The sequence below is a fragment of the Mesorhizobium sp. WSM4849 genome, assembly GCF_055811385.1.
In genome coordinates this window covers 19,321-43,270 of record NZ_JBVVPW010000021.1, presented here as the reverse complement: position 1 = coordinate 43,270, position 23,950 = coordinate 19,321, and the positions used below count along the sequence as shown (strand labels likewise).

Here is a 23,950-nt window from a genome sequence, read left to right as displayed (position 1 = left end):
GGTGCATGTCGTTGTCCCAAAGCCGCCGCGCACCCCCTCGGGTCAGGCCCCGGGTCAGGCCCGAGGGCATGCTTTTGCGGCGACATGCATTGGCGGCTCGCTGATCGGATTGCCTTTGCGAGAGAGGCTCGCTAGAAGCACCCTGCCATGACAGAACGCATCGCCCTTTATGCCGGCTCCTTCGACCCGCCGACCAACGGCCATCTCGACGTGCTGAAGGCGTCGCTGGCCGTGGCGGACACCGTCTATGCGGCGATAGGCACTCATCCCGGCAAGAAGCCGCTGTTTTCCTTCGAAGAACGGGTCGGCCTCATCGAAGCAGCGACGAAGGCCGAATTCGGCCGCGACGGCGCGCGCATCAAGGTTGTCGCTTTCGACGGGCTGGTCATCGACGCAGCCAGGAAGCAGGGCGCCTCGATCATGATCCGCGGCCTGCGCGACGGCACCGATCTCGACTACGAGATGCAGATGGCCGGCATGAACGAGACCATGGCGCCGGAACTGCAGACGGTTTTTCTGCCCGCCAGCCCTTCGGTGCGAACCATTACCGCCACACTTGTCCGTCAGATAGCCTCGATGGGAGGCGACATTCGCCCCTTCGTTCCGACGGCTGTGGCCGGCGCACTTACCGCCAAATTTGCGAAATAATGCGTGTCGCCCCAACGTGGAACCCGGTTTTGGGACAACGACATGCATGAAACAAAGGTTTTCGGAGAAATATCCATGCAGCTCAAAAGGCTCGCCACCTGCTTTGTCGTTGTTTTCGGTCTTCTGGCTGCGTCTGTTTCGGCGTTCGCCGCCGATCCGGAAAACACCATGATCATCACTCTGAAGGGCGGCGACGTGACCATCGCGCTCAGGCCCGATCTCGCGCCGAAGCACGTCGAGCAGATCAAGAAGCTGGTGCGTCAGGGCGCTTACGACAACGTCGCTTTCCACCGCGTCATCGACGGCTTCATGGCGCAGACCGGCGACGTGAAGTTCGGCAACATGAAGAACGGCTTCAACGCCGATGCTGTCGGTACCGGCGGTTCCGATCTTCCCGACCTGCCGGCCGAATTCTCGACGTCCGAGCGCTACGAGCGCGGCGTGGTCGGCATGGCCCGCTCGCAGGACCCGGATTCCGCCAATTCGCAGTTCTTCATCATGTTCGCGCCGGCGCCGCCGCTCGATGGCCAGTACACCATCGTCGGTAATGTCGAGAAAGGCATGGAATTGGTGGACCAGATAAAGAAAGGCGACGAGGCGCAGAACGGGGTCGTCACCGGTCCCGATCGCATGATCAAGGTGCGCATCGCCGCCGACGGCAAGTAAACCCATTTGTTTCAAAGGATATTCTGACATGGCCGAGATCAAGGACCGCGAGAACGCGCTCATCATGGAAACGACCAAGGGCAAGGTCGTCATCGAACTGTTTCCCGATCTGGCACCCGGCCATGTCGGCCGTATCAAGGAACTGGCGCGCGAAGGCGCTTATGACGGCGTGGTGTTCCACCGCGTCATCGACGGCTTCATGGCGCAGACCGGGGACGTGAAATTCGGCAATTCCAGCAAGCCCTCTTTCGCACCGTCGCGCGCCGGCACCGGCGGCTCCGACAAGCCCGACCTGAAGGCGGAGTTCTCCAACGCCAATCACGGCCGCGGCACCTGCTCGATGGCACGCTCGCAGAACCCGAACTCGGCCAACTCGCAGTTCTTCATCTGCTTCGACGATGCCGCCTTCCTCAACCGCCAATACACGGTCTGGGGCCAGGTCATCGAAGGCATGGACAATGTCGACAAGATCAAGCGCGGCGAGCCGGTGCCGGATCCTGACAAGATCGTGTCGCTGAAGGTGGCGGCCGACGTAAAATGACCTACCGAGCTGTCGCGGCGATCACTCTGATGCTTGTCGCGGCGGCTACTCCGGCGCTGGCGACAGAATCGATTGTTTGCAGCGCTGAGGGCGACGCGGCATCGATCGACGTCCTGATGGGGCACACTGCCGTCATCGCGGTTGCGCGCGTATGGCTTGATGCCGGCGGCAGGAACTGGACCACCGACGGTCAGCCGGGTTCGACGAAAGTCATCGTCGGACAGGCATTCGAGGACGACCAGCAGATGGCGATCGACCTCACCGATGAGGGCATCAGCTCGATCGTAGCCAAATTGCGACTGGTCAAGGCCAGCGAACAGTCCAATTTCGCAATGGGCGGCACGCTGAGCATCGACGGTGTTGGCGCCTGGGCGGTGACCTGCCCGGAATTTTGAGGCGGGGTTTTCTTGCGCGTCGATCTATTCGACTTTGATCTGCCGGAGGAGCGCATCGCGCTTCGACCGGCGGAACCGCGCGACAGCGCCAAAATGCTGGTTGTCAGGCCGGGTGAGGGACTTGAGGACCGGACGGTGCGCGAGCTGCCGTCCCTGCTCGAGACCGGTGACGTGCTGGTCTTCAACGATACCAAGGTCATCCCGGCGCAGCTGAAAGGCATCAGGCGGCGCGGCGAAGCAGCGGCGCAGGTTGAAGCCACGCTGCACATGCGAGTGGCTCCCGACCGCTGGCTGGCTTTCATGCGGCCGGGCAAGCGCATCGCCGTTGGCGACCGCATCCATTTCGGCCATGACGCCAATTCCTGCTTTCTCGGCCAGCTCGATGCCACGGTGATCGAGAAGGGCGAGGCCGGCGAGGCTTTGCTCGGTTTTGACCTGTCAGGTCCGTTTCTCGATGAGGCGCTACACGCCGTCGGCCACATTCCGCTGCCGCCTTACATCGCTTCGAAGCGCGACGACGACGAACGTGACCGCAGCGACTACCAGACCATCTATGCCAGGGAGGAGGGTGCTGTGGCGGCACCCACTGCCGGCCTGCATTTCACGCCCGAGCTTTTCGCCGCTCTCGATGCCAAGGGCGTCGAGCGGCGCTTCGTCACCCTGCATGTCGGCGCCGGCACGTTCCTGCCGGTGAAAGTCGACGACACCGCCGATCACAAGATGCATGCCGAAATCGGTTCGGTCAGCCCGGAAACCGCCGCGGCGCTCAACGCAGCGAAGGCGCGCGACGGACGCATCATCGCCGTCGGCACGACGTCGCTGCGCCTGCTGGAGAGCGCCACGCGGGAGGACGGCACATTGGCCGGATGGTCGGGTCCGACCGACATCTTCATCACACCCGGTTACCGTTTCAAGGCCGCCGACATGCTGATGACCAATTTCCATCTGCCGCGTTCGACGCTGTTCATGCTGGTTTCGGCGTTTTGCGGTCTGGAAACGATGCGTGCGGCCTATGCGCATGCCATCGAGACCCGCTACAGGTTCTACTCCTACGGAGATGCAAGCCTTCTGTTCAAAGAGGAGAACGATGGACGCGCGCCCGGTATAGAACAAGGAATTCAATGACTAAGGCGTTCACCTTCGAGGTGCTGGCGACCGACGGCAAAGCGCGGCGCGGCTCCATCACCATGCCGCGCGGAGAAGTCCGCACGCCGGCCTTCATGCCGGTCGGCACCGGCGGCACGGTCAAGACCATGTATATGGACCAGGTGCGCGGTGTCGGCTCGGACATCATCCTGGGCAACACCTATCATCTGATGCTGCGGCCCGGCGCCGAACGTGTGGCGCGGCTTGGCGGCCTGCATGAATTCGCCCGCTGGCCGCATCCGATCCTGACCGACAGCGGCGGCTTCCAGGTGATGTCGCTGTCGAAGCTTAGGAAACTGACCGAAAACGGCGTCACCTTCCGCTCGCATATCGACGGCGCCGCCCATGAGATGTCGCCCGAGCGCTCGATCGAGATCCAAGGGCTGCTCGATTCCGACATCCAGATGCAGCTCGACGAGTGCACCGCGCTGCCGGCCATGGAGAAGGAGATCGAGCGGGCCATGGAGCTGTCGCTGCGCTGGGCCGAGCGTTGCAAGACGGCGTTCGGCGACCAGCCGGGCAAGGCGATGTTTGGCATCGTCCAGGGCGGCGACATACCGGCCCTGCGGCTGCGCTCGGCGCAGGCGCTGAAAGCGATGGACCTCAAGGGCTATGCGATCGGCGGGCTGGCGGTCGGCGAGCCGCAAGCGGTGATGCTCGAAATGCTCGACATCACCTGCCCGGAACTGCCCGCCGACAGGCCGCGTTATCTGATGGGTGTCGGCACGCCCGACGACATGTTGAAATCGGTGGCGCGCGGCATCGACATGTTCGATTGCGTGATGCCGACGCGCGCCGGCCGCCATGGCCTCGCCTACACTCGGCGCGGCAAGGTCAATCTGCGCAACGCCCGCCATGCCGACGATCCGCGTCCGCTGGACGAGCAAAGCGACTGCCCGGCCGCCAGAGATTATTCACGCGCCTATCTGCATCATCTGGTCCGCTCGCAAGAGGCGCTGGGGGCGATGCTTCTGACCTGGAACAATCTTTCCTACTACCAGAGGCTGATGCAGGACATTCGTGCCGCCATCGACGCCGGCGCCTTCGAGGCGCGGGCGGCGGAAATTTCCGAGGGCTGGGCTAGGGGCGATATCCCGGCGATGTGATCGAGCGCTCAGGTGCTCAGCGAAGTGCCGCGCGCAGGTTGCAGCCAGTGATGCGGGAACTGCCGTCGGGTAATCCTTGCCGTCCGGCTCGACGATCAGCGGGCGCGAACATTTCGGCGATTGGCTGCACTTAAGCCGGGTTCCGCCTGAGCGCCGTCCTGATGCTTGAAAGCCGGGCGGCAGTCTGCCACAAGGGCCGATATGCGTGCAAGCTTGAGCAGGACCGGGCAATGAAGGCATTTTTCGTGCAGATAAAGTGCGATCTGGGCAAGTCCTATGACGTTGCCGGCGCGTTGGCCGATGCCGAGATCGCCTCGGAAATCTACTCGACAGCCGGCGACTACGATCTGCTCGCCAAATTCTATGTCGACGACGAGGAAGACATCGGCCATTTCGTCAACGAGAAGGTGCAGATTCTTCCAGGTATCAAGGACACGTTTACAGTCGTCACCTTCCGCGCGTTCTGAGCGGCGCCGGCCGCCTGCCCGGGCACGAGGCAAAGCCTGACCCAGCCATATCGGCGATGCCCTAATTTTAGGCAGGTCGCGACATACTGATCGCCAGCATCCTCCAAATCACCGATTGCGCTTGATTTTCTCGCGTGACGCCAGTGAAATGGCCTCACAGGGGAGTATGCGATTGGCAGCGTTCGACGAAATGCTTCCGGAAATCTCCGGATTGAGAAAACCGTATTCGGCTTACGACCGCTGGCTGAAGGAGCAGGATCCGGCCAGGCTTAGCGAGAAGATGCAGGACGCCGAACGCGTCTTTCGCAAGACCGGTATCACCTTTGCCGTCTATGGCGAGCAGGAAGCCTCCGAACGCCTTATTCCCTTCGATATCGTCCCGCGCATCATTTCCGGCAATGAATGGCGACGGCTGACGCAGGGCATCGAGCAGCGCGTCCAGGCGCTGAACGCGTTTCTCGACGATATCTACCACCGCCAGGAGATCTTGCGCGCCGGGCGCGTCCCCAAGGAATTGATCGCCAAGAACGAGGCGTTCCTGCCGGAGATGATCGGGGTACGGCCGCCGGCCGGCGTCTACACCCATATCATCGGCGTCGATATCGTTCGCATCAGCGAGAACGAGTTCTATGTGCTGGAGGACAATGCGCGCACGCCGTCCGGCGTCTCCTACATGCTGGAGAACCGCGAGACGATGATGCAGCTCTTCCCAGAGCTGTTCCAGCAGATCAAGGTGCGGCCAGTGGAAAACTATCCGCAGCTCTTGCGCCAGTCGCTGGCAGCGGTGCGACCGCTGAGCACCAAGGGTGCGCCGACCATTGCCGTGCTGACGCCGGGCAGCTTCAACTCAGCCTATTTCGAACATGCCTTCCTTGCCGACCAGATGGGCGTGCAGCTTGTCGAGGGGCAGGATCTGCGCGTCGTCGATGGCCACGTCGCGATGCGTACGACCGAAGGCTACAAGCAGATCGACGTGCTTTATCGAAGGGTGGACGATTCTTTCCTCGATCCGTTGACCTTCCGTCCGGACTCAGCACTTGGCGTGCCGGGCATCATGGATGTCTACCGCGCCGGCAACATCACCATCGCCAATGCGCCGGGAACCGGCATCGCCGACGACAAGGCGATCTATTCCTACATGCCCGAGATCGTCGAATTCTACACCGGCCGCAAGGCAATCCTCGGCAACATCCCGACTTGGCGCTGCTCGGAGCCGGACAGCCTGAAATACGTGCTCGAACATATCGACGAGTTGGTGGTGAAGGAGGTGCACGGCTCCGGCGGCTACGGCATGCTGGTCGGGCCGGCGGCGACCAAGAAGGAATGCGAGGACTTTTCCAAAAAACTCGCGGCAAAACCGTCGAACTACATCGCCCAGCCGACGCTGGCGCTGTCGACCTGTCCGATCCTGACCGACAAGGGGCTGGCGCCGCGCCATGTCGATCTCAGGCCCTACGTGCTGGTGTCCGACCGCATCCAGATCGTGCCGGGCGGGCTGACGCGCGTGGCGCTGAAGGAGGGCTCGCTGGTGGTCAATTCGTCTCAGGGCGGCGGCACCAAGGATACGTGGGTGCTGGATGATTAGTGAATAGTGAATAGTGAATAGTGAATAGTGAATAGTGAGTAGTCAGTAGTCAGTAGTCAGTAGTCAGTAGTAAGTATTCAGTAGTCAGCAGTCGACAGCAGAGGAAAGCACAATGTCATATTCCGTCGAAATCCAAACATTCACTATTCACTACTCACCACTCACTACTCACTAGCCCCGAAGGGCCGCTTTCCATGCTTCTCGGCCGCACCGCCAACGGGCTCTACTGGATGAACCGCTACATCGAGCGGGCGGAAAACATGGCGCGGCTGGTCGATGCCGGGCTGCGCATGGCGCTGACTCGTACCCAGAACGCCTCCGAAGAGTGGAACTCGGTGCTGCTCAGCGCCGGTTCGGACGCTGCCTTCACGCAGAAATACCAGGATTACACCGCCGCCAACGTCGCGGATTTCCTGCTGCGCGACACATCGAACCCGTCGAGCACGATGGCGTCGATCGAGACGGCCCGCAACAATGCCCGCATGGTCCGCACCGCGCTGACACGGGAAACCTGGGAAAGCATCAACGAAGCTTGGATGTCGCTTAAGCGGATGCTGGCCAGGCCGATCGACGAACGCGACCTGCCCAGCGTGCTCGACGCGATCAAGCGCGAAACGGCGCTGATCCGCGGCTCGTTCTACGGCACCATGCTGCGCAACGAGATATTCGATTTCTCGCAGCTCGGCACCTATGTCGAACGCGCCGACAACACGGCACGCATCCTGGACGTGAAATATTACGTGCTGTTGCCGTCGATCTCGTGGGTCGGCTCGACGCTCGACAACTACCAGTGGGAATCGATCCTGCGTTCGGTGTCGGCGCACCGCTCCTACCGCTGGGTCTACGAGGCAGACTACAAGCCGAGCAACATCGCCGACTATCTGATCCTCAACGTTCGCATGCCGCGCTCGCTGACCTTCTGCTACCGTTTCCTGACGGAGCACCTCAGGTTCCTGGGCGACGATTATGGCGAGCGCCATGCCTGTCATGCGACAGCCGGCAAGACCCAGGCCATGCTGACGGCCGGCTCGATCAAGGACATATTCGACGCCGGCCTGCATGAATTCCTGGCCAACTTCATTCGCGACAATACCAGGCTCGGCGACGAGATCGCGCAGGACTACAGGTTCCATTGAGCATGATCCCGGAAAGTGGAAGCCGGTTTTCGGAAAAGATCATGCTTAGAGGACAAGAACAATGCGGCTGAAGATCACCCACCGGACCGAGTATCGCTACGATGCGCCGGTGCATTATCTATTGCAGCGGTTGCGGCTGCTTCCTGTCAGCGGACCGACGCAGACCGTTCTGTCCTGGACGCTGACGATCGAAGGGGCGCGCGAGGAAGTGCGCTTCACCGACCATTTCGGCAACGACACGCGGCTTTTGAGCGTCGAAGGTGACCGCGATTTCATCACCGTCGAGGCATCAGGCGAGGTGGTGACACGCAACACATCCGGCGTCTCCGGGCCGCATCAGGGATTCGCGCCGCTCTGGCTGTTTGGCCATGAAACCCCGTTGACCACGGTCGGCAGCGGCATTCGCGAACTCGCGGCCTCGGTCGGCGAGGGGACCGATATCGAAAGATTGCACCGGCTGATGGCCGTGATCGGCGAGCGCGTCGCCTATACGCCGGGCACCACCAATGCGGCGACGCTGGCCGAGGACGCGCTGGCGCTCAAGACCGGCGTCTGCCAGGACCACAGCCACATCTTTGCCGCCGCCGCACGCGCCATGGGCTTTCCGGCCCGCTACGTCAGCGGCTATTTGATGATGGATGCGGCGGTCGAGCAGGCGGCTAGCCATGCCTGGGCCGAGGCGCATGTTGCGGGCCTTGGCTGGGTCGCGTTCGACGTCGCCAACGGCATTTCGCCCGACGAACGCTATGTAAAAGTGGCGACCGGCCGTGATTACCGCGACGCCACGCCCGTATCAGGGATTCGGCTGGGACAAGCGGAAGAACAGCTTGCGGTCGTCGTCACCGTGGAGCAGTAATCCACGGCAAGATTGCCGCCAAAGAGATTCGATGACCTATTGCGTCGGCCTGAAGATCGATCGTGGGCTCGTGTTCATGTCTGACACGCGTACCAATGCCGGCATGGATTCAATCTCGACCTTCAAGAAGATGCATGTCTGGGAGGAGCCGGGCGAGCGCGTCATCGTGCTGATGTCGGCCGGCAATCTGGCGACGACGCAGGCCGTCGTCAGTTTGCTCGACGAACGCACCAAGGCGGTGGCCGATCGCCACGCCACGCTGCTCGAAACGCCTTCTATGTACCAGACGGTACGGATGGTCGGCGACACCGTCAAGGAAGTCATCGCCAGTTCGTCGCCGGCGGGCGAGAAGGCCGATTCCTATTTCAATGCCTCCTTTATCCTCGGGGGCCAGATCAAGGGCAGCGCGCCGCGGCTGTTCATGATCTATCCGGAAGGCAATTTCATCGAATCCACCGACGACACGCCGTTTTTCCAGATCGGCGAGACCAAATACGGCAAGCCGATCATCATCCGCGCCTATGAAAAGACGATGAGTTTCGCCGAGACGGTGAAACTGCTGCTGGTGTCGTTCGACTCGACGCTGAAATCGAACCTGTCGGTGGGTCTGCCGCTCGACCTGCTGTTCTATGAAAAGGACGCCTTCAAGGTCAGCCTGAAGAAGCGGATAGCCCAGGACGATCAATACTACCGCACCATCTCGGACGGCTGGTCGAATGCACTGAAGGCTGCTTTTGCGAGCCTGCCCGATTTTCCCGAATGAAAGCCTCCGTTTTTCGTGCTCTTTGATTGCTGGGCTCGATGCGACGGAGAGGAAAATGAATAGCAACGAATTCCGGGAATGGTCGCTGTACGCGGCCGAATGGGGTGCCGACTACAGAAGCACACTTCGCGAAAGGCCGGTGCGGCCGCTTGTCGAACCGGGCGAAATCTTTAGAAGCATCGATGTCTCGCCGCCGGAAAAAGGCGAAACGATGCAGGCAATCTTCGCCGACTTCGAGCAAAAAATCCTGCCGGGCATGACGCATTGGCAGCATCCGCGCTTCTTCGCCTACTTCCCGGCCAATGCCGCACCAGCTTCCGTGGTGGCCGAATATCTGGTCTCGGTGATGGCCGCGCAATGCATGCTCTGGCAGACCTCGCCGGCAGCGACCGAACTCGAGACGCGCGTCGTCGACTGGATGCGTCAGGCGCTTGGCCTGCCGGAAGGGTTTTCCGGCGTCATGCAGGATTCGGCATCGTCGGCGACGCTTGCCGCCGTGCTGACTATGCGCGAGCGCGCGCTCAACTGGCAGGGCAACAAGAAGGGCCTGCAAGGCCAGCCGATATTGCGCGTCTATTCTTCCGACCAGGTCCATACTTCCATCGACCGGGCAATCTGGGTATCGGGCATCGGCGAGGACAATCTCGTGCGCATTCCGGTTGCCGGTCGCCTTCGCGCCATGGATGTCACAGCCCTCGAAGCGGCGATCGTCGCCGACCGGGATGCCGGCATGCTGCCGGCCGGCATCATCGCTTGTGTCGGCGGCACCAGCACCGGCGGCACCGATGACATCGCCGGCGTCGCCGCCGTGGCAAAGCGGTACGGGCTCTATCTGCATGTCGATGCCGCCTGGGCCGGATCGGCGATGATATGTCCGGAATACCGGCATTTCTGGGCGGGCGTGGAGGAGGCGGATTCCATCGTCTTCAACCCACACAAATGGCTGGGCGCGCAGTTCGACTGCTCGATGCAGTTCATCCGCCGACCGGAAGACCTGGTGCGGACGCTCGCCATCAAGCCGGATTACCTGAAGACGCATGGACGCGACGGCATCATCAACTATTCCGAATGGTCAGTGCCGCTCGGGCGGAGCTTTCGCGCACTGAAACTGTGGTTCCTGCTGCGCGCACACGGGCTGGAAAATCTGCGGACCATGATCCGCAGCCATGTCGCCTGGAGCGAAGGTCTTGCCGCCCGGCTGGCCAGGGAACCGGATTTCGAGATCGTCACGGAACCGATGCTGTCGCTGTTTTCGTTCCGGCATCTGGCCGCGGCCGGCATCGATTCGGACGAACACAATCTGCGACTGGTCAATGCGATCAACGACGATGGCCGCATCTACCTGACGCAGACACGGGTGGACGGGCAGATCGCGATCCGCTTTCAGGTCGGTCAGTTCGAGACGACGGCGGCGGATGTCGACACCGCTTTCGAGGTCATCACCGAAATCGCCCGCGGGCTGGCCTGAAATTGGTCGGCAAAGTGGCGTCGAGGTTTGTCTTTGGACGCATGTAATTTCGTTAGCCGGCTCATACCTTTTCATCACTTTCGTTTTCCGCTATAGACAAGAAAAACGAAAACGGGAGGTCCCCAATGTATCTGTCGCCGCGTCATTCCGAAATCGTCCAGATGGCCAAGGACAATGGCCGCGTGCTGGTCGACGACCTGGCGACGCATTTCAACGTGACGCCGCAGACCATTCGCAAGGACCTTAACGATTTGTGCGACCAGCGGCTGCTATCGCGCGTTCATGGCGGGGCGCTGTTCCCATCCGGCATCGAGAACATGGAATATGAGGCACGGCGCAAGATCGCCGCCGATGAGAAGGAGGCGATCGGCCGCGCAGCAGCCAGGCTGATCCCGGACAATGCCTCGCTGTTCATCAATATTGGCACCACGACGGAGTCGGTCAGCAAGGCGCTCCTTGATCACAGCGGCCTGATGGTCATCACCAATAACATCAATGTTGCCAACAGGATGCGCATATATCCTTCGATCGAAGTGGTGATCGCCGGCGGCGTCGTGCGCGGCTCAGACGGTGGCGTGGTCGGCGAGGCGGCGGTTGATTTCATCAGGCAGTTCAAGGTCGACTACGCGGTGATCGGCGCCTCGGCGATCGACCATGACGGCGCGCTGCTCGATTTCGATTTTCGTGAAGTGAAGGTGGCGCAGGCGATCATCGCCAATGCCCGGCATGTCATCCTCGTTTCCGACCAGACCAAGTTCGAACGGACAGCGCCGGTCCGCATCGGCCATCTGTCGCAGGTCAACACTTTCATCACCGACCGCTGCGACATCCCGTCGGTGCGCAAGATCTGCCAGGAGGCAGAGGTTCAACTGATCGAAACGTCGCTCTCCTAGTGGGTGCCGTTGCGGCAATTGTCGCCGTTTATATTTCGTTTGACATTCGTTCTCATTTCGAAATAATCCCATCACGGTTTCGTAAAAACCTAAAAATGCTGCAATGCGAAATCCGGGAGGACTATTGTGAGCGCACCCCCGATCCATGACATCTTCGTCATCGGTGGCGGTATCAACGGCTGCGGCATCGCCCGCGATGCGGTTGGGCGCGGCTTCTCGGTCTTCCTTGCCGAAATGAACGATCTGGCCAGCGGCACGTCCTCCGGCTCGACCAAACTGATCCATGGCGGCTTGCGCTATCTTGAATTCTACGAATTCCGCCTGGTGCGCGAAGCGCTGATGGAACGCGAAATTCTCTGGAAGAACGCGCCGCACATCATCTGGCCGATGCGCTTCGTGCTGCCCTATGTCAAGGGCCTGCGCCCGGCCTGGCTGATCAGGCTCGGGCTTTTCCTCTACGACCACATTGGCGGGCGCAAATTGCTGCCGGCGACCAAGACGCTGGACATGGCAAAGGACCCAGCCGGCAAGCCGCTGAAGCCGTTGTTCCGCAAGGCCTTCGAATATTCCGACGGCTGGGTCAACGATGCGCGGCTGGTGGCGTTGAACGCCCGCGACGCCGCCGATCGCGGCGCAACGATCCGAACCCGCACGAAAGTCGTCGGCGCACGCCGTGAAGGCGAGCTTTGGACGGTCAGCCTGGAAAACACGCAGACCGGCGACACCGAGGAGGTCAAGGCGCGGCTTTTGGTCAACGCCGCCGGCCCATGGGTCGACCACGTGCTGTCGGCTGCGGTCAGCTTGAACGACGTGCACAATGTCCGGCTGGTACAGGGCAGCCATATCGTCATCAGCAAGAAATTCGACGATCCGCGCGCCTATTTCTTTCAGAACAAGGATGGCCGCATCATCTTTGCCATCCCCTACGAGGAAGAGTTCACGCTGATCGGCACCACCGACCAGGACTTTTCCGGCGACCCGCATGACGTGAAGATCAGCGACGCCGAGATCGATTACCTCTGTGCTGCGGCGAGCGAATATTTCGCGCAACCGGTCAAGCGTTCGGACATCGTCTGGACCTATTCCGCCGTGCGCCCGCTTTATGACGACGGCGCCTCGAAGGCGCAGGAAGCGACCCGCGATTATGTGCTGAAGACCGACGGCGGCGATGGCGCGGCGCCGATCATCAACACCTTCGGCGGCAAGATCACCACCTATCGCCGGCTGTCGGAATCGATGCTCGAGAAAATCGAGGGTTTTCTCGGCAAGCGCGGCAAGCCGTGGACGGCAAACGCGCCGCTGCCGGGCGGCGATTTCCCGGCCAGCGGCTTCGACGCCGAAGTGGCGAAACTGAAGACGGCCTATCCGTTCCTCGATGCGCGTCTGGCGCGCCGCCTGACCCGGCTTTACGGGACTCGCGCAAGGATGCTGCTGGGCCTCGCCAGGTCGAATGCCGACCTTGGCCGCAACTTTGGCGCCGATCTCTACGAGGCCGAGGTGCGCTACCTCGTTCAAAATGAATGGGCGATGACGGCCGAAGATGTATTGTGGCGCAGGACCAAGCGCGGCCTGCATCTGAGCCGCGAGCAGGCGGCAGCGCTCGACGAATTCATGCGCGGGATAAGCCGGCGCCATGTCGCGGCTGCCGAATAGTGATGCAGAAAGCCTGGGAGGAGGCATCATGCTGGAACTGAGAAACGTGACGAAGACGATCGGCGCGACGGAGCATATACGCGACGTGTCGCTGACGCTCCAGCACGGCTCACTCAACGTCCTTCTCGGACCGACGCTTTCCGGCAAGACCAGCCTGATGCGGCTGATGGCCGGCCTTGATGTGCCGACATCCGGTTCGGTCTGGTTCGATGGCAAGGATGTCACCGGCATCCCGGTGCAGAAGCGCAACGTCGCCATGGTCTACCAGCAGTTCATCAACTATCCGGCGATGACCGTTTACGAGAACATCGCCTCGCCGCTGAGGGTGGCCGGGACCGAGCGGGCAAAGATCGACAAGGAGGTGCGCGATGCCGCAGCCCTTCTCAAGCTGACGCCCTTCCTCGACCGCACACCGCTCAGCCTCTCCGGCGGCCAGCAGCAGCGCACCGCGCTGGCGCGCGCCATCGTCAAGAACGCCAGCCTGGTGCTGCTCGACGAGCCGCTCGCCAATCTCGACTACAAGCTACGCGAGGAGCTGCGTGCGGAATTGCCGAAAATCTTCGCGGCGACCGGCACCATCTTCGTCTACGCCACGACGGAGCCGCATGAAGCCTTGCTGCTCGGCGGCAACACGGCGACGCTTTCCGAAGGCCGCATCACCCAGTTCGGCCCGACGATCGACGTCTTCCGCAGGCCGAACGACCTCGTCACGGCCAAGACATTCGCCGATCCGCCGCTCAACACGATCGTGCTGAAGAAGAGCGGTTCGAGCTTCCTTCTTGATGGTGGGGTGAACCTCCCGGTGCCGGCTGAACTCGCCGGTATTGCCGATACGAGTTACACGATCGGCTTCCAGCCCCACCATCTCTCTCTTGCCCGGCCGAGCCCGTCGGCGGTTCCGGTGAAAGCCAAGGTCTCGGTGACCGAGATCACCGGTTCTGAAAGCTTTGTGCATCTCGACTTCGCCGATGTCCGCTGGGTGATGCTGGAGCACGGCATCCTGGTGTTCGAGCCGGACCAGACCATCGAGGTGTTCATCGATCCGCGGCACATCATGGTTTTCGACGCGAACGGCCGCTCGGCCGCGCCGCCACAGATGCTGGCGGCTTGAGGGAGGAGGGCACATGGCGCGCATAGACTGCAACCATATCCGCCACGCCTACGGGCCGCATCCGAAGTCGGACAAGGACTATGCGCTGAAGGAGGTGCATCACGCCTTCGAGGACGGCGGCGCCTATGCGCTGCTGGGGCCGTCGGGCTGCGGCAAGACCACGCTGCTCAACATTATTTCCGGCCTGTTGTATCCGTCGCATGGCGAGCTTCTGTTCGACGGCAAGGACGTGACCAATCTGTCGACGCAGGAGCGCAATATCGCGCAGGTGTTCCAGTTCCCGGTCATCTACGACACCATGACCGTCTACGACAATCTGGCCTTCCCGCTGCGCAATCGCGGCGTTCCGGAACCCGACGTCGACCGCAAGGTGCGTGAAACGCTGGAAATGACGGGGTTGGCCGATATGGCTAAGAGAAAGGCGAGGGGGCTGACCGCCGACCAGAAGCAGAAGATCTCGCTCGGGCGCGGGCTGGTGCGCTCAGATGTCAACGCGATCCTGTTCGACGAGCCGCTGACCGTCATCGACCCGCATATGAAGTGGGTGCTGCGCTCGCAACTGAAACAGCTGCACAGGCGCTTCGGTTTCACCATGGTCTATGTCACGCACGACCAGACCGAAGCGCTCACCTTCGCCGAAAACGTCGTCGTCATGTATGAGGGCGAGATCGTGCAGATCGGCTCTCCAGCCGAACTGTTCGAGCGGCCCAAGCATACATTCGTCGGCTATTTCATCGGCTCGCCGGGCATGAACGTCATGCCGGTCGCGGTCGAAGGCAGGAACGCGCGGCTCGGCAGCCAGACGATCGAATTGCCGGGCGCGCCCAAGGCTGGAATCACAGGCGCGATCGAACTCGGCATCCGCCCCGAATATGTCAGGCTTGGCGCCAGCGGCATGCCGGTTTCAATCCGGAAGGTCGAGGATATCGGTCGCCACAAGGTGGTGCGCGCCAGTTTCGAAGGCCGCGACATCGCGGCGATCGTCGGCGAGGACGAGGACATTCCCGCCGATCCGAAGATCGCTTTCGACCCGGCAGGAATCAATATCTATGCCGATTCCTGGCGCGTCGAGATGGGAGGCTGAGCATGGATAAGACCTGGAACAACAAGGCTTGGTTCATGGTGCTGCCGGTGCTGGTGCTGGTGGCGTTCAACGCAATCATCCCGCTGATGACGGTGGTCAACTATTCAGTTCAGGAGACGTTCGGAAACAACCTGTTCTTCTTTGAAGGCGTTAAGTGGTTCCAGGAAGTCCTTAATTCGCCGCGCTTCCACGCATCGCTCCTGCGCCAGTTCGCCTTCACCGGGTTAATCCTGCTGATCGAGGTGCCGCTAGGCGTGGCGGTGGCGCTTGCCATGCCGCGTTCCGGCCCATGGGTCGCGGTCTGCCTGGTGTTGATGTCGCTGCCGTTGCTGATCCCATGGAACGTCGTCGGCGCCATGTGGAACATCTTTGCGCTGCCGGACATCGGGCTGCTCGGCTATGTTATCAACGCGATGGGCATCAGCTACAATTTCACCAGCCAGCCGCTGTCGGCGTGGTTCACCGTCGTCCTGATGGACGTATGGCATTGGACCTCGCTAGTGGTGCTGCTTGCCTATGCAGGCCTCGTCTCGATACCCGACGCCTACTATCAGGCTGCAAAGATTGACGGTGCATCACGCTGGTCGGTGTTCCGCTTTATCCAACTGCCCAAGATGAAGCGCGTGCTGACCATTGCCATGCTGCTGCGGTTCATGGATTCCTTCATGGTCTACACTGAACCGTTCGTACTGACAGGCGGGGGACCGGGCAATGCCACGACCTTCCTGTCGATCGATCTTGTCAAGGCAGCGCTCGGCGAATTCAACCTCGGAATCGCGGCGGCCATGAGCATCATCTACTTCCTGATGACGCTGCTGGTGTCGTGGCTCTTCTACACCCTGATGACCCAATCCGAAGCGGAGAGCTGAGATGACATCGGTGAAGGAAGGCCTTGGGGATAAAAGGAGCGACGTTTTGATGCGAGAGCAGACAACGCCGCCACCGGCGTCGAATGCGGCGGGTCTCCGGTCGGCGAGCGTAATGAGCGGACGCGGCCGGGAGGCGCGCTTCCTTTGGCTCGTGCCGACGGTCTACATCATCTTCCTGATGCTGCCGATCTACTGGCTGCTCAACATGTCGTTCAAGACTACGAACGAAATCCTCGGCGGCTTCTCATTGTGGCCACGCAGTTTCACGGTGGCGAGCTATGTCGAGATCCTCACCAACCCCGTTTGGTACAATGGCTACATCAGCTCCATCAGCTATGTATTTATCAACACTGCGATTTCGGTCAGCGTGGCGCTGCCCGCTGCCTATGCCTTCTCGCGCTACCGCTTCCTTGGGGACAAGCACCTGTTCTTCTGGCTGCTGACCAACCGCATGGCGCCGCCGGCGGTTTTCGCGCTGCCGTTTTACCAGCTCTACTCGGCCATCAATCTCTTCGACACGCCATGGGCCGTTGCGCTGGCGCACTGCCTGTTCAACATACCGCTCGCAGTGTGGATTCTCGAAGGCTTCATGTCCGGCGTGCCGAAAGAGATCGACGAGACGGCCTTCATAGACGGCTATTCCTGGCCGCGGTTCTTCGTGAAGATATTCATGCCGCTGATCGCTTCCGGCATCGGTGTCACGGCGTTCTTCTGCTTCATGTTCTCTTGGGTCGAGCTGTTGCTCGCCAAGACGCTGACGTCTGTCGCCGCGAAGCCGATCGCCGCCGTGATGACCCGGACGGCGAGCACATCGGGCTACGAACTCGGATTGCTCGCGGCCGCTGGCGTGCTCACCATCGTTCCGGGCGCGATCGTCATCTGGTTCGTCCGGAACTATATCGCCAAGGGGTTTGCGCTCGGCCGCGTCTAGCGGCGGCGCAGGGAAGGAGTAAAGACGATGGATCTGTCATGGATGGCCTGGACTTGGCAGACCGCCACCTTCTTCGGCGTGATCCTGCTTCTTCTGGTCGGGATGACCGCGTGGGAGTGGGCCAGTCCTGGCGGAGCGCCGCGCCATGGCATTCTCGGCCTCGATACTACGCGTGGCGACCGACTGTTCATTTCGCTGCTAGGCAGCGCCTACATCCATCTCGCTTGGCTGGGTCTTGTCGGACCCAACCTGTGGTGGGCACTCGCCCTCTCGATCGTCTACGCCATCGGCGTTTTTCGATTCGTCTAGGGGGAGAAACTGTTGGAGCGGCCGCACAACGACCGCTCCGATCGCACTTGAAACCGAAATGGGAGGAACCTCATGCGACGTCACCTACTAACATCGACAACGGCACTAGTCCTGCTGCTCGGGGCCAGTCAGGCCTATGCAGGCATGGACGAAGCCAAGACATTCCTTGACACGGAAATCAATGGTCTTTCGACCCTTGATCGCTCGGCTCAGGAAGCCGAAATGCAATGGTTTGTCGATGCTGCGAAACCCTTCGCCGGCATGGAAGTCAACGTGCTGTCGGAAGGTATCCCGACACACACCTATGAATCGACCGTGCTCACCAAGGCGTTCGAGGCGATCACCGGCATCAAGGTCAACCACCAGATCCTCGGCGAGGGCGAAGTCGTCCAGGCCGTGCAGACCCAGATGCAGACCAACCGCAACCTCTATGACGCTTATGTCAACGACAGCGACCTGATCGGCACCCATTCGCGGCTGCAGCTTGCCGTGAATCTCACCGATTTCATGGCCGGCGAAGGCAAGGATGTCACCCTTCCGACGCTCGATCTCGAAGACTTCATTGGCATCAAGTTCACGACCGGCCCGGACGGCAAGCTCTACCAGCTCCCGGACCAGCAGTTCGCCAACCTCTACTGGTTCCGCAAGGACTGGTTCGACAAGCCGGAACTCAAGGAAAAGTTCAAGGCCAAGTATGGCTACGATCTCGGCGTCCCGGTGAACTGGTCCGCCTACGAGGATATCGCCGAATTCTTCTCCAAGGACGTGAAGGAAATCGACGGCGTGCAGGTCTTCGGACACATGGACTACGGCAAGCGCGCACCCGATCTCGGTTGGCGCATGACTGACGCGTGGCTGTCCATGGCCGGCACCGGCAGCCCCGGCGAGCCGAATGGCATCCCGATCGACGAATGGGGCATTCGCATGGAGGCGGGCACCTGCAATCCGGTCGGCGCGAGCGTTTCGCGCGGTGGCGAGGCGAATGGTCCGGCGTCGGTCTATGCCATCGCAAAGTGGGACGAGTGGCTGCGCAACTTTGCGCCTCCCGGAGCAGCGAGCTATGATTTCTACCAGTCGCTGCCCGCGCTGAGCCAAGGCAACGTGGCCCAGCAGATCTTCTGGTACACGGCTTTCCTCGCCGACATGGTGAAGCCCAAGTCGGAAGGCAACAACACGGTCGATGATCAGGGCAATTTGTTGTGGCGCATGGCCCCGTCGCCGCACGGCCCGTACTGGAAGGAAGGGCAGAAGATCGGCTATCAGGACGTGGGCTCTTGGACGATCCTGAAATCGACCCCGGCCGATCGTGCCAAGGCCGCCTGGCTTTATGCGCAGTTCGTCGTGTCGAAGACCGTGTCTTTGAAGAAGTCCCATGTCGGGCTCACTCTGATCCGCGATTCCGACATTCGGCATCAGTCGTTTACCGACCGTGCGCCCAAACTCGGCGGCTGGGTGGAGTTCTACCGCTCTCCAGACCGGGTCGCCTGGTCGCCGACCGGCATCAACGTGCCCGACTACCCGAAGCTCGCCCAGATCTGGTGGCAGCAGATCGGCGACGTGAACTCCGGGGCGTTCACGCCGCAACAGGCGATGGATCGCCTCGCTGAGGAAATGGACATCACGATGGCCCGCATGCAGGCCGCCGACGAGTCCGCTAAGGTCTATGGCGGCTGTGGTCCGCGACTCAACGAGCCGAAAGATCCGGCCGAATGGTTGGGCAAGCCGAACGGTCCTAAGGCCAAACTCGAGAACGAGAAGCCGAAAGGCGAGACCATCGTCTATGAGGAACTGATCAAGCGCTGGACCACCCAGTAGGCTTGCCGAACCGCCAAAGCGGAAAGAGACCACAGGGAGGCGGCGCGAGCCGTCTCCCTTCGTTGTAACTGAGGGGTAGACAGCATGACCGGATACATCTTGTCGATCGACCAGGGCACCACGTCCAGCCGCGCCATCGTGTTCGACGGGTCCATGAAACTCGTGGGCAGCGGACAAAAGGAGTTTGCCCAGCACTATCCGGCCTCCGGCTGGGTCGAGCACGATCCAGAGGAAATCTGGGACACGGTCGTTTCGACCTGCAAGGCAGCCTTGGCTGCTGCCAGGCGAAGGGCCGCCGACATCTCGGCAATCGGCATCACCAATCAGCGCGAGACCGTCGTCATCTGGGACCGGGCGACCGGCAAACCGATCCACAACGCGATTGTCTGGCAGGACCGCCGCACTGCACCGCTGTGCCAGAAATTGAAGAAGCAGGGGCTGGAGAAGAAGTTTACCAGAAAGACCGGCCTGCTGCTCGATCCCTATTTCTCCGGCACCAAGATCGCCTGGATGCTGGACAAGGTGAAGGGCGCCAGGAAACGCGCCGAGAAGGGCGAATTGCTGGCCGGCACCATCGACAGCTTTCTGATCTGGCGGCTGACCGGCGGCAAGGTTCACGCCACCGATGCCACCAACGCCTCGCGCACGCTGGTCTACAACATCGAAAATAATGCTTGGGACGACGAGCTGCTGGCCATTCTCGGCATACCGGCAAGAATACTACCACAGGTGAAGGATTGCGCCGATGATTATGGAATCACGGAAAAAAATCTCTTTGGTTCGGAGATAAAAATCCTCGGCGTGGCTGGCGACCAGCACGCGGCGGCTATCGGCCAAGCCTGTTTCGAGCCGGGCATGATGAAGTCTACCTATGGCACCGGCTGTTTCGCGCTGCTCAACACCGGCAGCGACCTGGTGCGCTCGAAGAATCGGTTGTTGACAACCATTGCCTACAGGCTGAACGGCAAGACCACCTATGCGCTGGAAGGGTCGATCTTCATCGCGGGTGCTGCCGTACAGTGGCTGCGCGACGGCATCAAGGTGATCGGCAAGGCCGAGCAGAGCGGCGTGCTGGCGGCGAGCGCCGACCCGACTCAAGAAGTGTATCTGGTGCCGGCCTTCGTCGGACTTGGCGCGCCGCATTGGGACGCCGAGGCGCGCGGCGCGATCTTCGGGCTGACCCGCAATTCGGGTCCGGCCGAATTTGCCCGTGCCGCGCTCGAATCCGTGGCGTTTCAGACCCGTGACCTGCTCGATGCCATGCGCAAGGACTGGAAGGGCGCGTCAGCGAAGACCGTTCTCAGGGTCGATGGCGGCATGGTGGCGTCGGACTGGACGATGCAGCGGCTTGCCGACATCCTCGATGCGCCGGTCGACCGCCCAACCATTTTGGAGACGACGGCGCTCGGCGCGGCTTGGCTGGCCGGTTCGAAGGCCGGCGTCTGGCCGAAGACAAGGGAATTCGCCAAGAGCTGGGCGCTCGAACGGAGATTCAAGCCGGATATGGGAGCTTCGGTCCGTTCCGCAAAGCTGGCGGGTTGGCGCGATGCTGTGCGCCGGACGCTGAGCATGCTGTAAGTTCGCGCACCGAAAAGCCTGCGCCGTTGTCGGCGCAGGCTCAACTACCTTTATTCAACTCTGCCCTGGGTTTATCAATAGGGCGAGATGCACTGCCGGCGGGGGCCGTAGTAAGGCTGGTACGTGTTGTCATAGGCCCGGTAAGATCTGTAGCGGTTGTAGCACCACTGCACGTGGGCATCGCCTCGATAGACGCGGCGGTACTGGTTGTTGACGATCGCGCCGGTGATCAGCGCCCCAGTAGCGAAGGCAGCCAGCGGGAACCAGTAGTCGCCGTAACGGCGATAGCCGGGACGATAGTAGCGATAGCCGCGATAGCCGCGCCAATACCTGAAATCGTCGTCGCGGGCGAAACGACGAAAATCGCGACGGGAAAAATCACGGCGGAAATCGCGGCGGGAGAAATCCCGCTTCCTCCGCCATTCATACTGAACGTTCTGTACATCCGACGAGACGTTCTGACCCAGCGGCACGTAGATGGGCTGGGCGTTGACGGGCACGATTTGTGCTACAGCGAATGACGCTGACAGCGCGGTCGCCAGCAAGCCCGACATGATCCTGTTCATGATCTTCTCCTTGAAAGCGTCGTCCCTTGTAGCGACAAAAACGGGCAGGGTTGCGCAATTGTTCCGCGAAAAATAGCAAGCTGCTGATTTGTAACGCGTCTCGGTTTTGTGCGAGACAGCAACTCCGACCTTGTCGAGACGTTTTGCGAGGCGCCATGAGACCGCGAAAAGCCCGGCTTACGTGCCCACTTTTTCCGGTTGACCGCTCGAGGCACTCTCCCTATGTTCCGCGCAATTTCGAGGGCGGCATTCTGAGCCCGCGGGAGCGCGTAGCTCAGCCGGTAGAGCAACTGACTTTTAATCAGTAGGTCCAGGGTTCGAATCCCTGCGCGCTCACCATTGTTTCATATGAAAAGTCAATTATTTAGGCTGATCCGGTGGAGCATAGCCAGAGCCTATGACACTGCGAAACGCTCACGGCGCACCTGTTCCGGCGTCAGATGGCTGCCGACCGCAAGACGATAGCACAGCAGCGTTCTCCTACCCGCCCGCCCCGTCGCCCACCATTGTATTGGTAAGCGCCTCATAGCATCGGGGCAGGTTTTCCCAATAATCGTGCGCTGAGACATCCGGAAAACTCCGATCACACCAGCGAGACCTTCCCGCCGGCGTGACGCTCCAGCCGGCCGGCGAGGTCGAGTTCCAACAGCACCATGAAAACCTGGGCGGGATGCAGGCCGGTGTGGCGGATGATTTCGTCGACCGCCACCGGCGTCGGGCCAAGAGCTTCGACGACGCGGGCGCGGTCGCCCTCGCCGGGTGGCGGTGTTGCCGAAAAGTCGGGCGGCTCTTCGAAGGGTGCTGTCCTTGGCACCAGCGCGCCGACCAGCGGCGCGATCGCACCGGTAATGTCCGATGCATCGGTGACCAGGGTGGCGCCGTCCTTGAGCAAGGCGTTGGCGCCGGCGGCGCGCGGATCGAGTGGCGAGCCGGGGACGGCGAAGACCAGTCGGCCCATCTCGCCTGCAAGCCTGGCGCTGATCAGCGAGCCGGAGCGTTGCGCGGCCTCGACCACGACCAGCCCCAATGCTGCACCGGCGACAAGGCGGTTGCGGCGCGGAAAATCCTGGGCGCGCGGCTGCCAGCCGAATGGCATTTCCGAAATGATGGCGCCGCCGCGCTCGGCAATCTCGTTGCACAGCCCGGCATTCTCGGGCGGGTAGGGCAGGTCGAGGCCGCCGGCCAGCACGCCGATCGTGCCTGACGCAAGGCTGCCCTGATGTGCTGCCGTGTCGATGCCGCGCGCCAGGCCGGAGACGATGCCGTAGCCGTCGCGGCCGAGTTCGGCGGCGAGCGTCCGCGCCATCTTGATCCCGGCCAGCGAGGCGTTGCGGGCGCCGACGATAGCAACCGCCGGCAGCCGGAACACCGCACCTTCGCCCTTGACCGCGAGCAGCGGCGGCGGATGGTCCATGCTTTTCATCAGCGGCGGATAGTCGGCCTCGCCGATGCCGACGAAGCGGGCCCCAGCCCGCCGGGCGGTCTCCAGTTCCGCCTCGGCCTCGGCCATCGACGGGATGCGGACGCTCTTTCTGGCGCCGCCCGAAATCATCAGCTCGGGCAACATCTCGAGCGCCGTCTCGGCCGAGCCGAAGCGGTTGATCAGGTCGCGAAAGGTGGCCGGGCCGACATTCGGTGTGCGGATCAAACGAAGCCAGCTCAACCGCTGCCGGTCGCTGAGTCGCGGCCCGGCGGCGCGCTGGCTCACTCCCTGGCCCCGATCTTGCTCTCGGTGCCGGCCAGCAGCCGCGCAATGTTGGCCCGGTGTTTTATGAAGACGATCAGGCTCATCAGCACGAAGAGCCCGGCAATCTCAGGCGTGCTGAGGACATAGAGCGCGATCGGCACGACAACTGCTGCCGTGAGCGCCGCCAGCGAGGAATAGCGGAACAGGAAAGCAGCGGCGAGCCAGACGACGGCGAAGATCAGCGCCACCTGCCAGGCAAGGGCGGTCAGCACGCCGAGATAGGTGGCGACACCCTTGCCGCCCTTGAAGCCGAGCCAGACCGGAAAGAGATGGCCGAAAAAAGCGCCGAGGCCGGCCCAAGGCCCGAGTTCCGCTGCAAAGCGACCAGCGATCAGCACAGCCGCCGTGCCTTTCAGCGCGTCGAGCAGCAGCGTGGCGGCGGCCAGGCCCTTGTTGCCGGTGCGCAGTACATTGGTGGCGCCGATATTGCCGGAGCCTATATTGCGGACGTCGCCAAGACCGGCGGCGCGGGTGATCAGGAGCCCGAACGGGATCGAGCCGAGCAGATAACCGAACACCAGCGCCAAGACGATGCCGTAAGCCATTGTTCCCCCAGATATGCCCTAAAGCGCGTCGCGTTTTGACCGGCCTCATGCGACGCGCTTTAGGTTGCTGTT

Annotated in this window: 24 protein-coding genes and 1 tRNA gene; 22 read left to right on the top strand and 3 right to left on the bottom strand. The window is 61.6% G+C overall.

Annotated elements, in window-relative coordinates; translation table 11 throughout:
- The first annotated feature begins 147 nt into the window (after positions 1-147).
- The 21 genes from coaD (at position 148) to glpK (ending at position 21,020) form a co-directional block, all read left to right on the top strand.
- Positions 148-648 carry a pantetheine-phosphate adenylyltransferase gene (gene coaD / locus AC0L3L_RS22895; RefSeq protein WP_473526794.1) on the top strand — a complete coding sequence of 167 codons (501 nt, stop codon included), beginning with the start codon at positions 148-150 and terminating at the stop codon, positions 646-648.
- A gap of 75 nt (positions 649-723) precedes the next feature.
- Entirely contained in the window at positions 724-1,314 is a 591-nt protein-coding gene (locus tag AC0L3L_RS22890; RefSeq protein ID WP_473526793.1) for a peptidylprolyl isomerase, read from the top strand.
- 28 nt (positions 1,315-1,342) lie between these two features.
- Positions 1,343-1,855 (top strand): peptidylprolyl isomerase, encoded by a 513-nt coding sequence (locus AC0L3L_RS22885; RefSeq protein WP_023801171.1) that lies wholly within the window; start codon positions 1,343-1,345, stop codon positions 1,853-1,855.
- Entirely contained in the window at positions 1,852-2,250 is a 399-nt protein-coding gene (locus AC0L3L_RS22880; protein WP_473487051.1) for a hypothetical protein, read from the top strand. Before AC0L3L_RS22885 ends, AC0L3L_RS22880 begins: the two co-directional genes overlap by 4 nt.
- A 12-nt stretch (positions 2,251-2,262) precedes the next feature.
- Complete coding sequence (queA, locus tag AC0L3L_RS22875) at positions 2,263-3,375, top strand: tRNA preQ1(34) S-adenosylmethionine ribosyltransferase-isomerase QueA (RefSeq protein ID WP_473487050.1); 1,113 nt, start codon at positions 2,263-2,265, stop codon at positions 3,373-3,375.
- Positions 3,372-4,502, top strand: a complete 1,131-nt coding sequence (tgt, locus tag AC0L3L_RS22870) for a tRNA guanosine(34) transglycosylase Tgt (protein ID WP_473639179.1) — start codon at positions 3,372-3,374, stop codon at positions 4,500-4,502. The genes queA and tgt overlap by 4 nt, the downstream gene beginning before the upstream one ends.
- Before the next feature lie 230 nt (positions 4,503-4,732).
- Positions 4,733-4,969, top strand: coding sequence for an Lrp/AsnC ligand binding domain-containing protein (locus tag AC0L3L_RS22865; protein ID WP_095492825.1), 237 nt, complete (start codon positions 4,733-4,735; stop codon positions 4,967-4,969).
- Between the two features lie 172 nt (positions 4,970-5,141).
- Entirely contained in the window at positions 5,142-6,554 is a 1,413-nt protein-coding gene (locus AC0L3L_RS22860) for a circularly permuted type 2 ATP-grasp protein (protein ID WP_473487048.1), read from the top strand.
- A 194-nt stretch (positions 6,555-6,748) separates the two neighbouring features.
- Positions 6,749-7,690, top strand: coding sequence for an alpha-E domain-containing protein (locus AC0L3L_RS22855; RefSeq protein WP_473639178.1), 942 nt, complete (start codon positions 6,749-6,751; stop codon positions 7,688-7,690).
- A gap of 61 nt (positions 7,691-7,751) precedes the next feature.
- Positions 7,752-8,546: a transglutaminase family protein gene (locus tag AC0L3L_RS22850; protein WP_473639177.1), complete on the top strand. Its 795-nt coding sequence runs from the start codon at positions 7,752-7,754 to the stop codon at positions 8,544-8,546.
- Positions 8,547-8,577: 31 nt separating this feature from the next.
- Positions 8,578-9,309, top strand: coding sequence for a proteasome-type protease (locus tag AC0L3L_RS22845; protein ID WP_095492829.1), 732 nt, complete (start codon positions 8,578-8,580; stop codon positions 9,307-9,309).
- Positions 9,310-9,364: 55 nt separating this feature from the next.
- Entirely contained in the window at positions 9,365-10,777 is a 1,413-nt protein-coding gene (locus tag AC0L3L_RS22840; RefSeq protein ID WP_473487045.1) for a pyridoxal phosphate-dependent decarboxylase family protein, read from the top strand.
- Between the two features lie 125 nt (positions 10,778-10,902).
- Entirely contained in the window at positions 10,903-11,670 is a 768-nt protein-coding gene (locus AC0L3L_RS22835) for a DeoR/GlpR family DNA-binding transcription regulator (protein ID WP_473487044.1), read from the top strand.
- A 126-nt stretch (positions 11,671-11,796) separates the two neighbouring features.
- On the top strand, positions 11,797-13,323 hold the full coding sequence (gene glpD, locus AC0L3L_RS22830) for a glycerol-3-phosphate dehydrogenase (RefSeq protein ID WP_473639176.1): 1,527 nt from the start codon (positions 11,797-11,799) through the stop codon (positions 13,321-13,323).
- Between the two features lie 28 nt (positions 13,324-13,351).
- Positions 13,352-14,434, top strand: a complete 1,083-nt coding sequence (locus tag AC0L3L_RS22825) for an ABC transporter ATP-binding protein (RefSeq protein ID WP_473639175.1) — start codon at positions 13,352-13,354, stop codon at positions 14,432-14,434.
- Positions 14,435-14,447: 13 nt separating this feature from the next.
- On the top strand, positions 14,448-15,518 hold the full coding sequence (locus AC0L3L_RS22820) for an ABC transporter ATP-binding protein (protein ID WP_473547340.1): 1,071 nt from the start codon (positions 14,448-14,450) through the stop codon (positions 15,516-15,518).
- A gap of 2 nt (positions 15,519-15,520) precedes the next feature.
- The gene (locus AC0L3L_RS22815; RefSeq protein WP_473487040.1) at positions 15,521-16,387 is read left to right on the top strand and encodes a carbohydrate ABC transporter permease; all 867 of its coding nucleotides are present in this window, start codon (positions 15,521-15,523) and stop codon (positions 16,385-16,387) included.
- Positions 16,388-16,499: 112 nt separating this feature from the next.
- Positions 16,500-17,318: a carbohydrate ABC transporter permease gene (locus tag AC0L3L_RS22810; RefSeq protein WP_065007668.1), complete on the top strand. Its 819-nt coding sequence runs from the start codon at positions 16,500-16,502 to the stop codon at positions 17,316-17,318.
- Positions 17,319-17,345: 27 nt separating this feature from the next.
- Complete coding sequence (locus tag AC0L3L_RS22805; RefSeq protein ID WP_473487039.1) at positions 17,346-17,627, top strand: DUF2160 domain-containing protein; 282 nt, start codon at positions 17,346-17,348, stop codon at positions 17,625-17,627.
- 72 nt (positions 17,628-17,699) lie between these two features.
- Complete coding sequence (locus tag AC0L3L_RS22800; protein ID WP_254025941.1) at positions 17,700-19,442, top strand: ABC transporter substrate-binding protein; 1,743 nt, start codon at positions 17,700-17,702, stop codon at positions 19,440-19,442.
- Positions 19,443-19,526: 84 nt separating this feature from the next.
- Positions 19,527-21,020 (top strand): glycerol kinase GlpK, encoded by a 1,494-nt coding sequence (gene glpK / locus AC0L3L_RS22795; protein WP_473639174.1) that lies wholly within the window; start codon positions 19,527-19,529, stop codon positions 21,018-21,020.
- 74 nt (positions 21,021-21,094) lie between these two features.
- Here glpK and AC0L3L_RS22790 read toward each other — a convergent pair whose 3' ends face one another.
- On the bottom strand, positions 21,095-21,586 hold the full coding sequence (locus AC0L3L_RS22790) for a BA14K family protein (protein ID WP_473487037.1): 492 nt from the start codon (positions 21,584-21,586) through the stop codon (positions 21,095-21,097).
- 263 nt (positions 21,587-21,849) lie between these two features.
- On the opposite strand from AC0L3L_RS22790, the gene AC0L3L_RS22785 reads away from it, so the two are divergent.
- Positions 21,850-21,925 (top strand) — tRNA-Lys (locus AC0L3L_RS22785).
- Positions 21,926-22,169: 244 nt separating this feature from the next.
- Here AC0L3L_RS22785 and dprA read toward each other — a convergent pair.
- Both dprA and plsY read right to left on the bottom strand, forming a co-directional pair.
- The gene (gene dprA / locus AC0L3L_RS22780) at positions 22,170-23,294 is read right to left on the bottom strand and encodes a DNA-processing protein DprA (protein WP_473487036.1); all 1,125 of its coding nucleotides are present in this window, start codon (positions 23,292-23,294) and stop codon (positions 22,170-22,172) included.
- A complete protein-coding gene (plsY, locus tag AC0L3L_RS22775) occupies positions 23,291-23,878 on the bottom strand; it encodes a glycerol-3-phosphate 1-O-acyltransferase PlsY (protein WP_473639173.1) in 588 nt (195 codons plus the stop codon). The genes dprA and plsY overlap by 4 nt, the downstream gene beginning before the upstream one ends.
- Positions 23,879-23,950 lie beyond the last annotated feature (72 nt).

Excerpts from the sequence above, each read along its gene's own strand:
- coaD (WP_473526794.1), top strand. The coding sequence starts at position 148 with ATGACAGAACGCATCGCCCTTTATGCCGGCTCCTTCGACCCGCCGACC.
- AC0L3L_RS22890 (WP_473526793.1), top strand. The coding sequence starts at position 724 with ATGCAGCTCAAAAGGCTCGCCACCTGCTTTGTCGTTGTTTTCGGTCTT.
- AC0L3L_RS22885 (WP_023801171.1), top strand. The coding sequence starts at position 1,343 with ATGGCCGAGATCAAGGACCGCGAGAACGCGCTCATCATGGAAACGACC.
- AC0L3L_RS22880 (WP_473487051.1), top strand. The coding sequence starts at position 1,852 with ATGACCTACCGAGCTGTCGCGGCGATCACTCTGATGCTTGTCGCGGCG.
- tgt (WP_473639179.1), top strand. The coding sequence starts at position 3,372 with ATGACTAAGGCGTTCACCTTCGAGGTGCTGGCGACCGACGGCAAAGCG.
- AC0L3L_RS22865 (WP_095492825.1), top strand. The coding sequence starts at position 4,733 with ATGAAGGCATTTTTCGTGCAGATAAAGTGCGATCTGGGCAAGTCCTAT.
- AC0L3L_RS22855 (WP_473639178.1), top strand. The coding sequence starts at position 6,749 with ATGCTTCTCGGCCGCACCGCCAACGGGCTCTACTGGATGAACCGCTAC.
- AC0L3L_RS22850 (WP_473639177.1), top strand. The coding sequence starts at position 7,752 with ATGCGGCTGAAGATCACCCACCGGACCGAGTATCGCTACGATGCGCCG.
- AC0L3L_RS22845 (WP_095492829.1), top strand. The coding sequence starts at position 8,578 with ATGACCTATTGCGTCGGCCTGAAGATCGATCGTGGGCTCGTGTTCATG.
- AC0L3L_RS22840 (WP_473487045.1), top strand. The coding sequence starts at position 9,365 with ATGAATAGCAACGAATTCCGGGAATGGTCGCTGTACGCGGCCGAATGG.
- AC0L3L_RS22835 (WP_473487044.1), top strand. The coding sequence starts at position 10,903 with ATGTATCTGTCGCCGCGTCATTCCGAAATCGTCCAGATGGCCAAGGAC.
- AC0L3L_RS22825 (WP_473639175.1), top strand. The coding sequence starts at position 13,352 with ATGCTGGAACTGAGAAACGTGACGAAGACGATCGGCGCGACGGAGCAT.
- AC0L3L_RS22820 (WP_473547340.1), top strand. The coding sequence starts at position 14,448 with ATGGCGCGCATAGACTGCAACCATATCCGCCACGCCTACGGGCCGCAT.
- AC0L3L_RS22815 (WP_473487040.1), top strand. The coding sequence starts at position 15,521 with ATGGATAAGACCTGGAACAACAAGGCTTGGTTCATGGTGCTGCCGGTG.
- AC0L3L_RS22810 (WP_065007668.1), top strand. The coding sequence starts at position 16,500 with ATGAGCGGACGCGGCCGGGAGGCGCGCTTCCTTTGGCTCGTGCCGACG.
- AC0L3L_RS22805 (WP_473487039.1), top strand. The coding sequence starts at position 17,346 with ATGGATCTGTCATGGATGGCCTGGACTTGGCAGACCGCCACCTTCTTC.
- AC0L3L_RS22800 (WP_254025941.1), top strand. The coding sequence starts at position 17,700 with ATGCGACGTCACCTACTAACATCGACAACGGCACTAGTCCTGCTGCTC.
- glpK (WP_473639174.1), top strand. The coding sequence starts at position 19,527 with ATGACCGGATACATCTTGTCGATCGACCAGGGCACCACGTCCAGCCGC.
- AC0L3L_RS22790 (WP_473487037.1), bottom strand. The coding sequence starts at position 21,586 with ATGAACAGGATCATGTCGGGCTTGCTGGCGACCGCGCTGTCAGCGTCA.
- plsY (WP_473639173.1), bottom strand. The coding sequence starts at position 23,878 with ATGGCTTACGGCATCGTCTTGGCGCTGGTGTTCGGTTATCTGCTCGGC.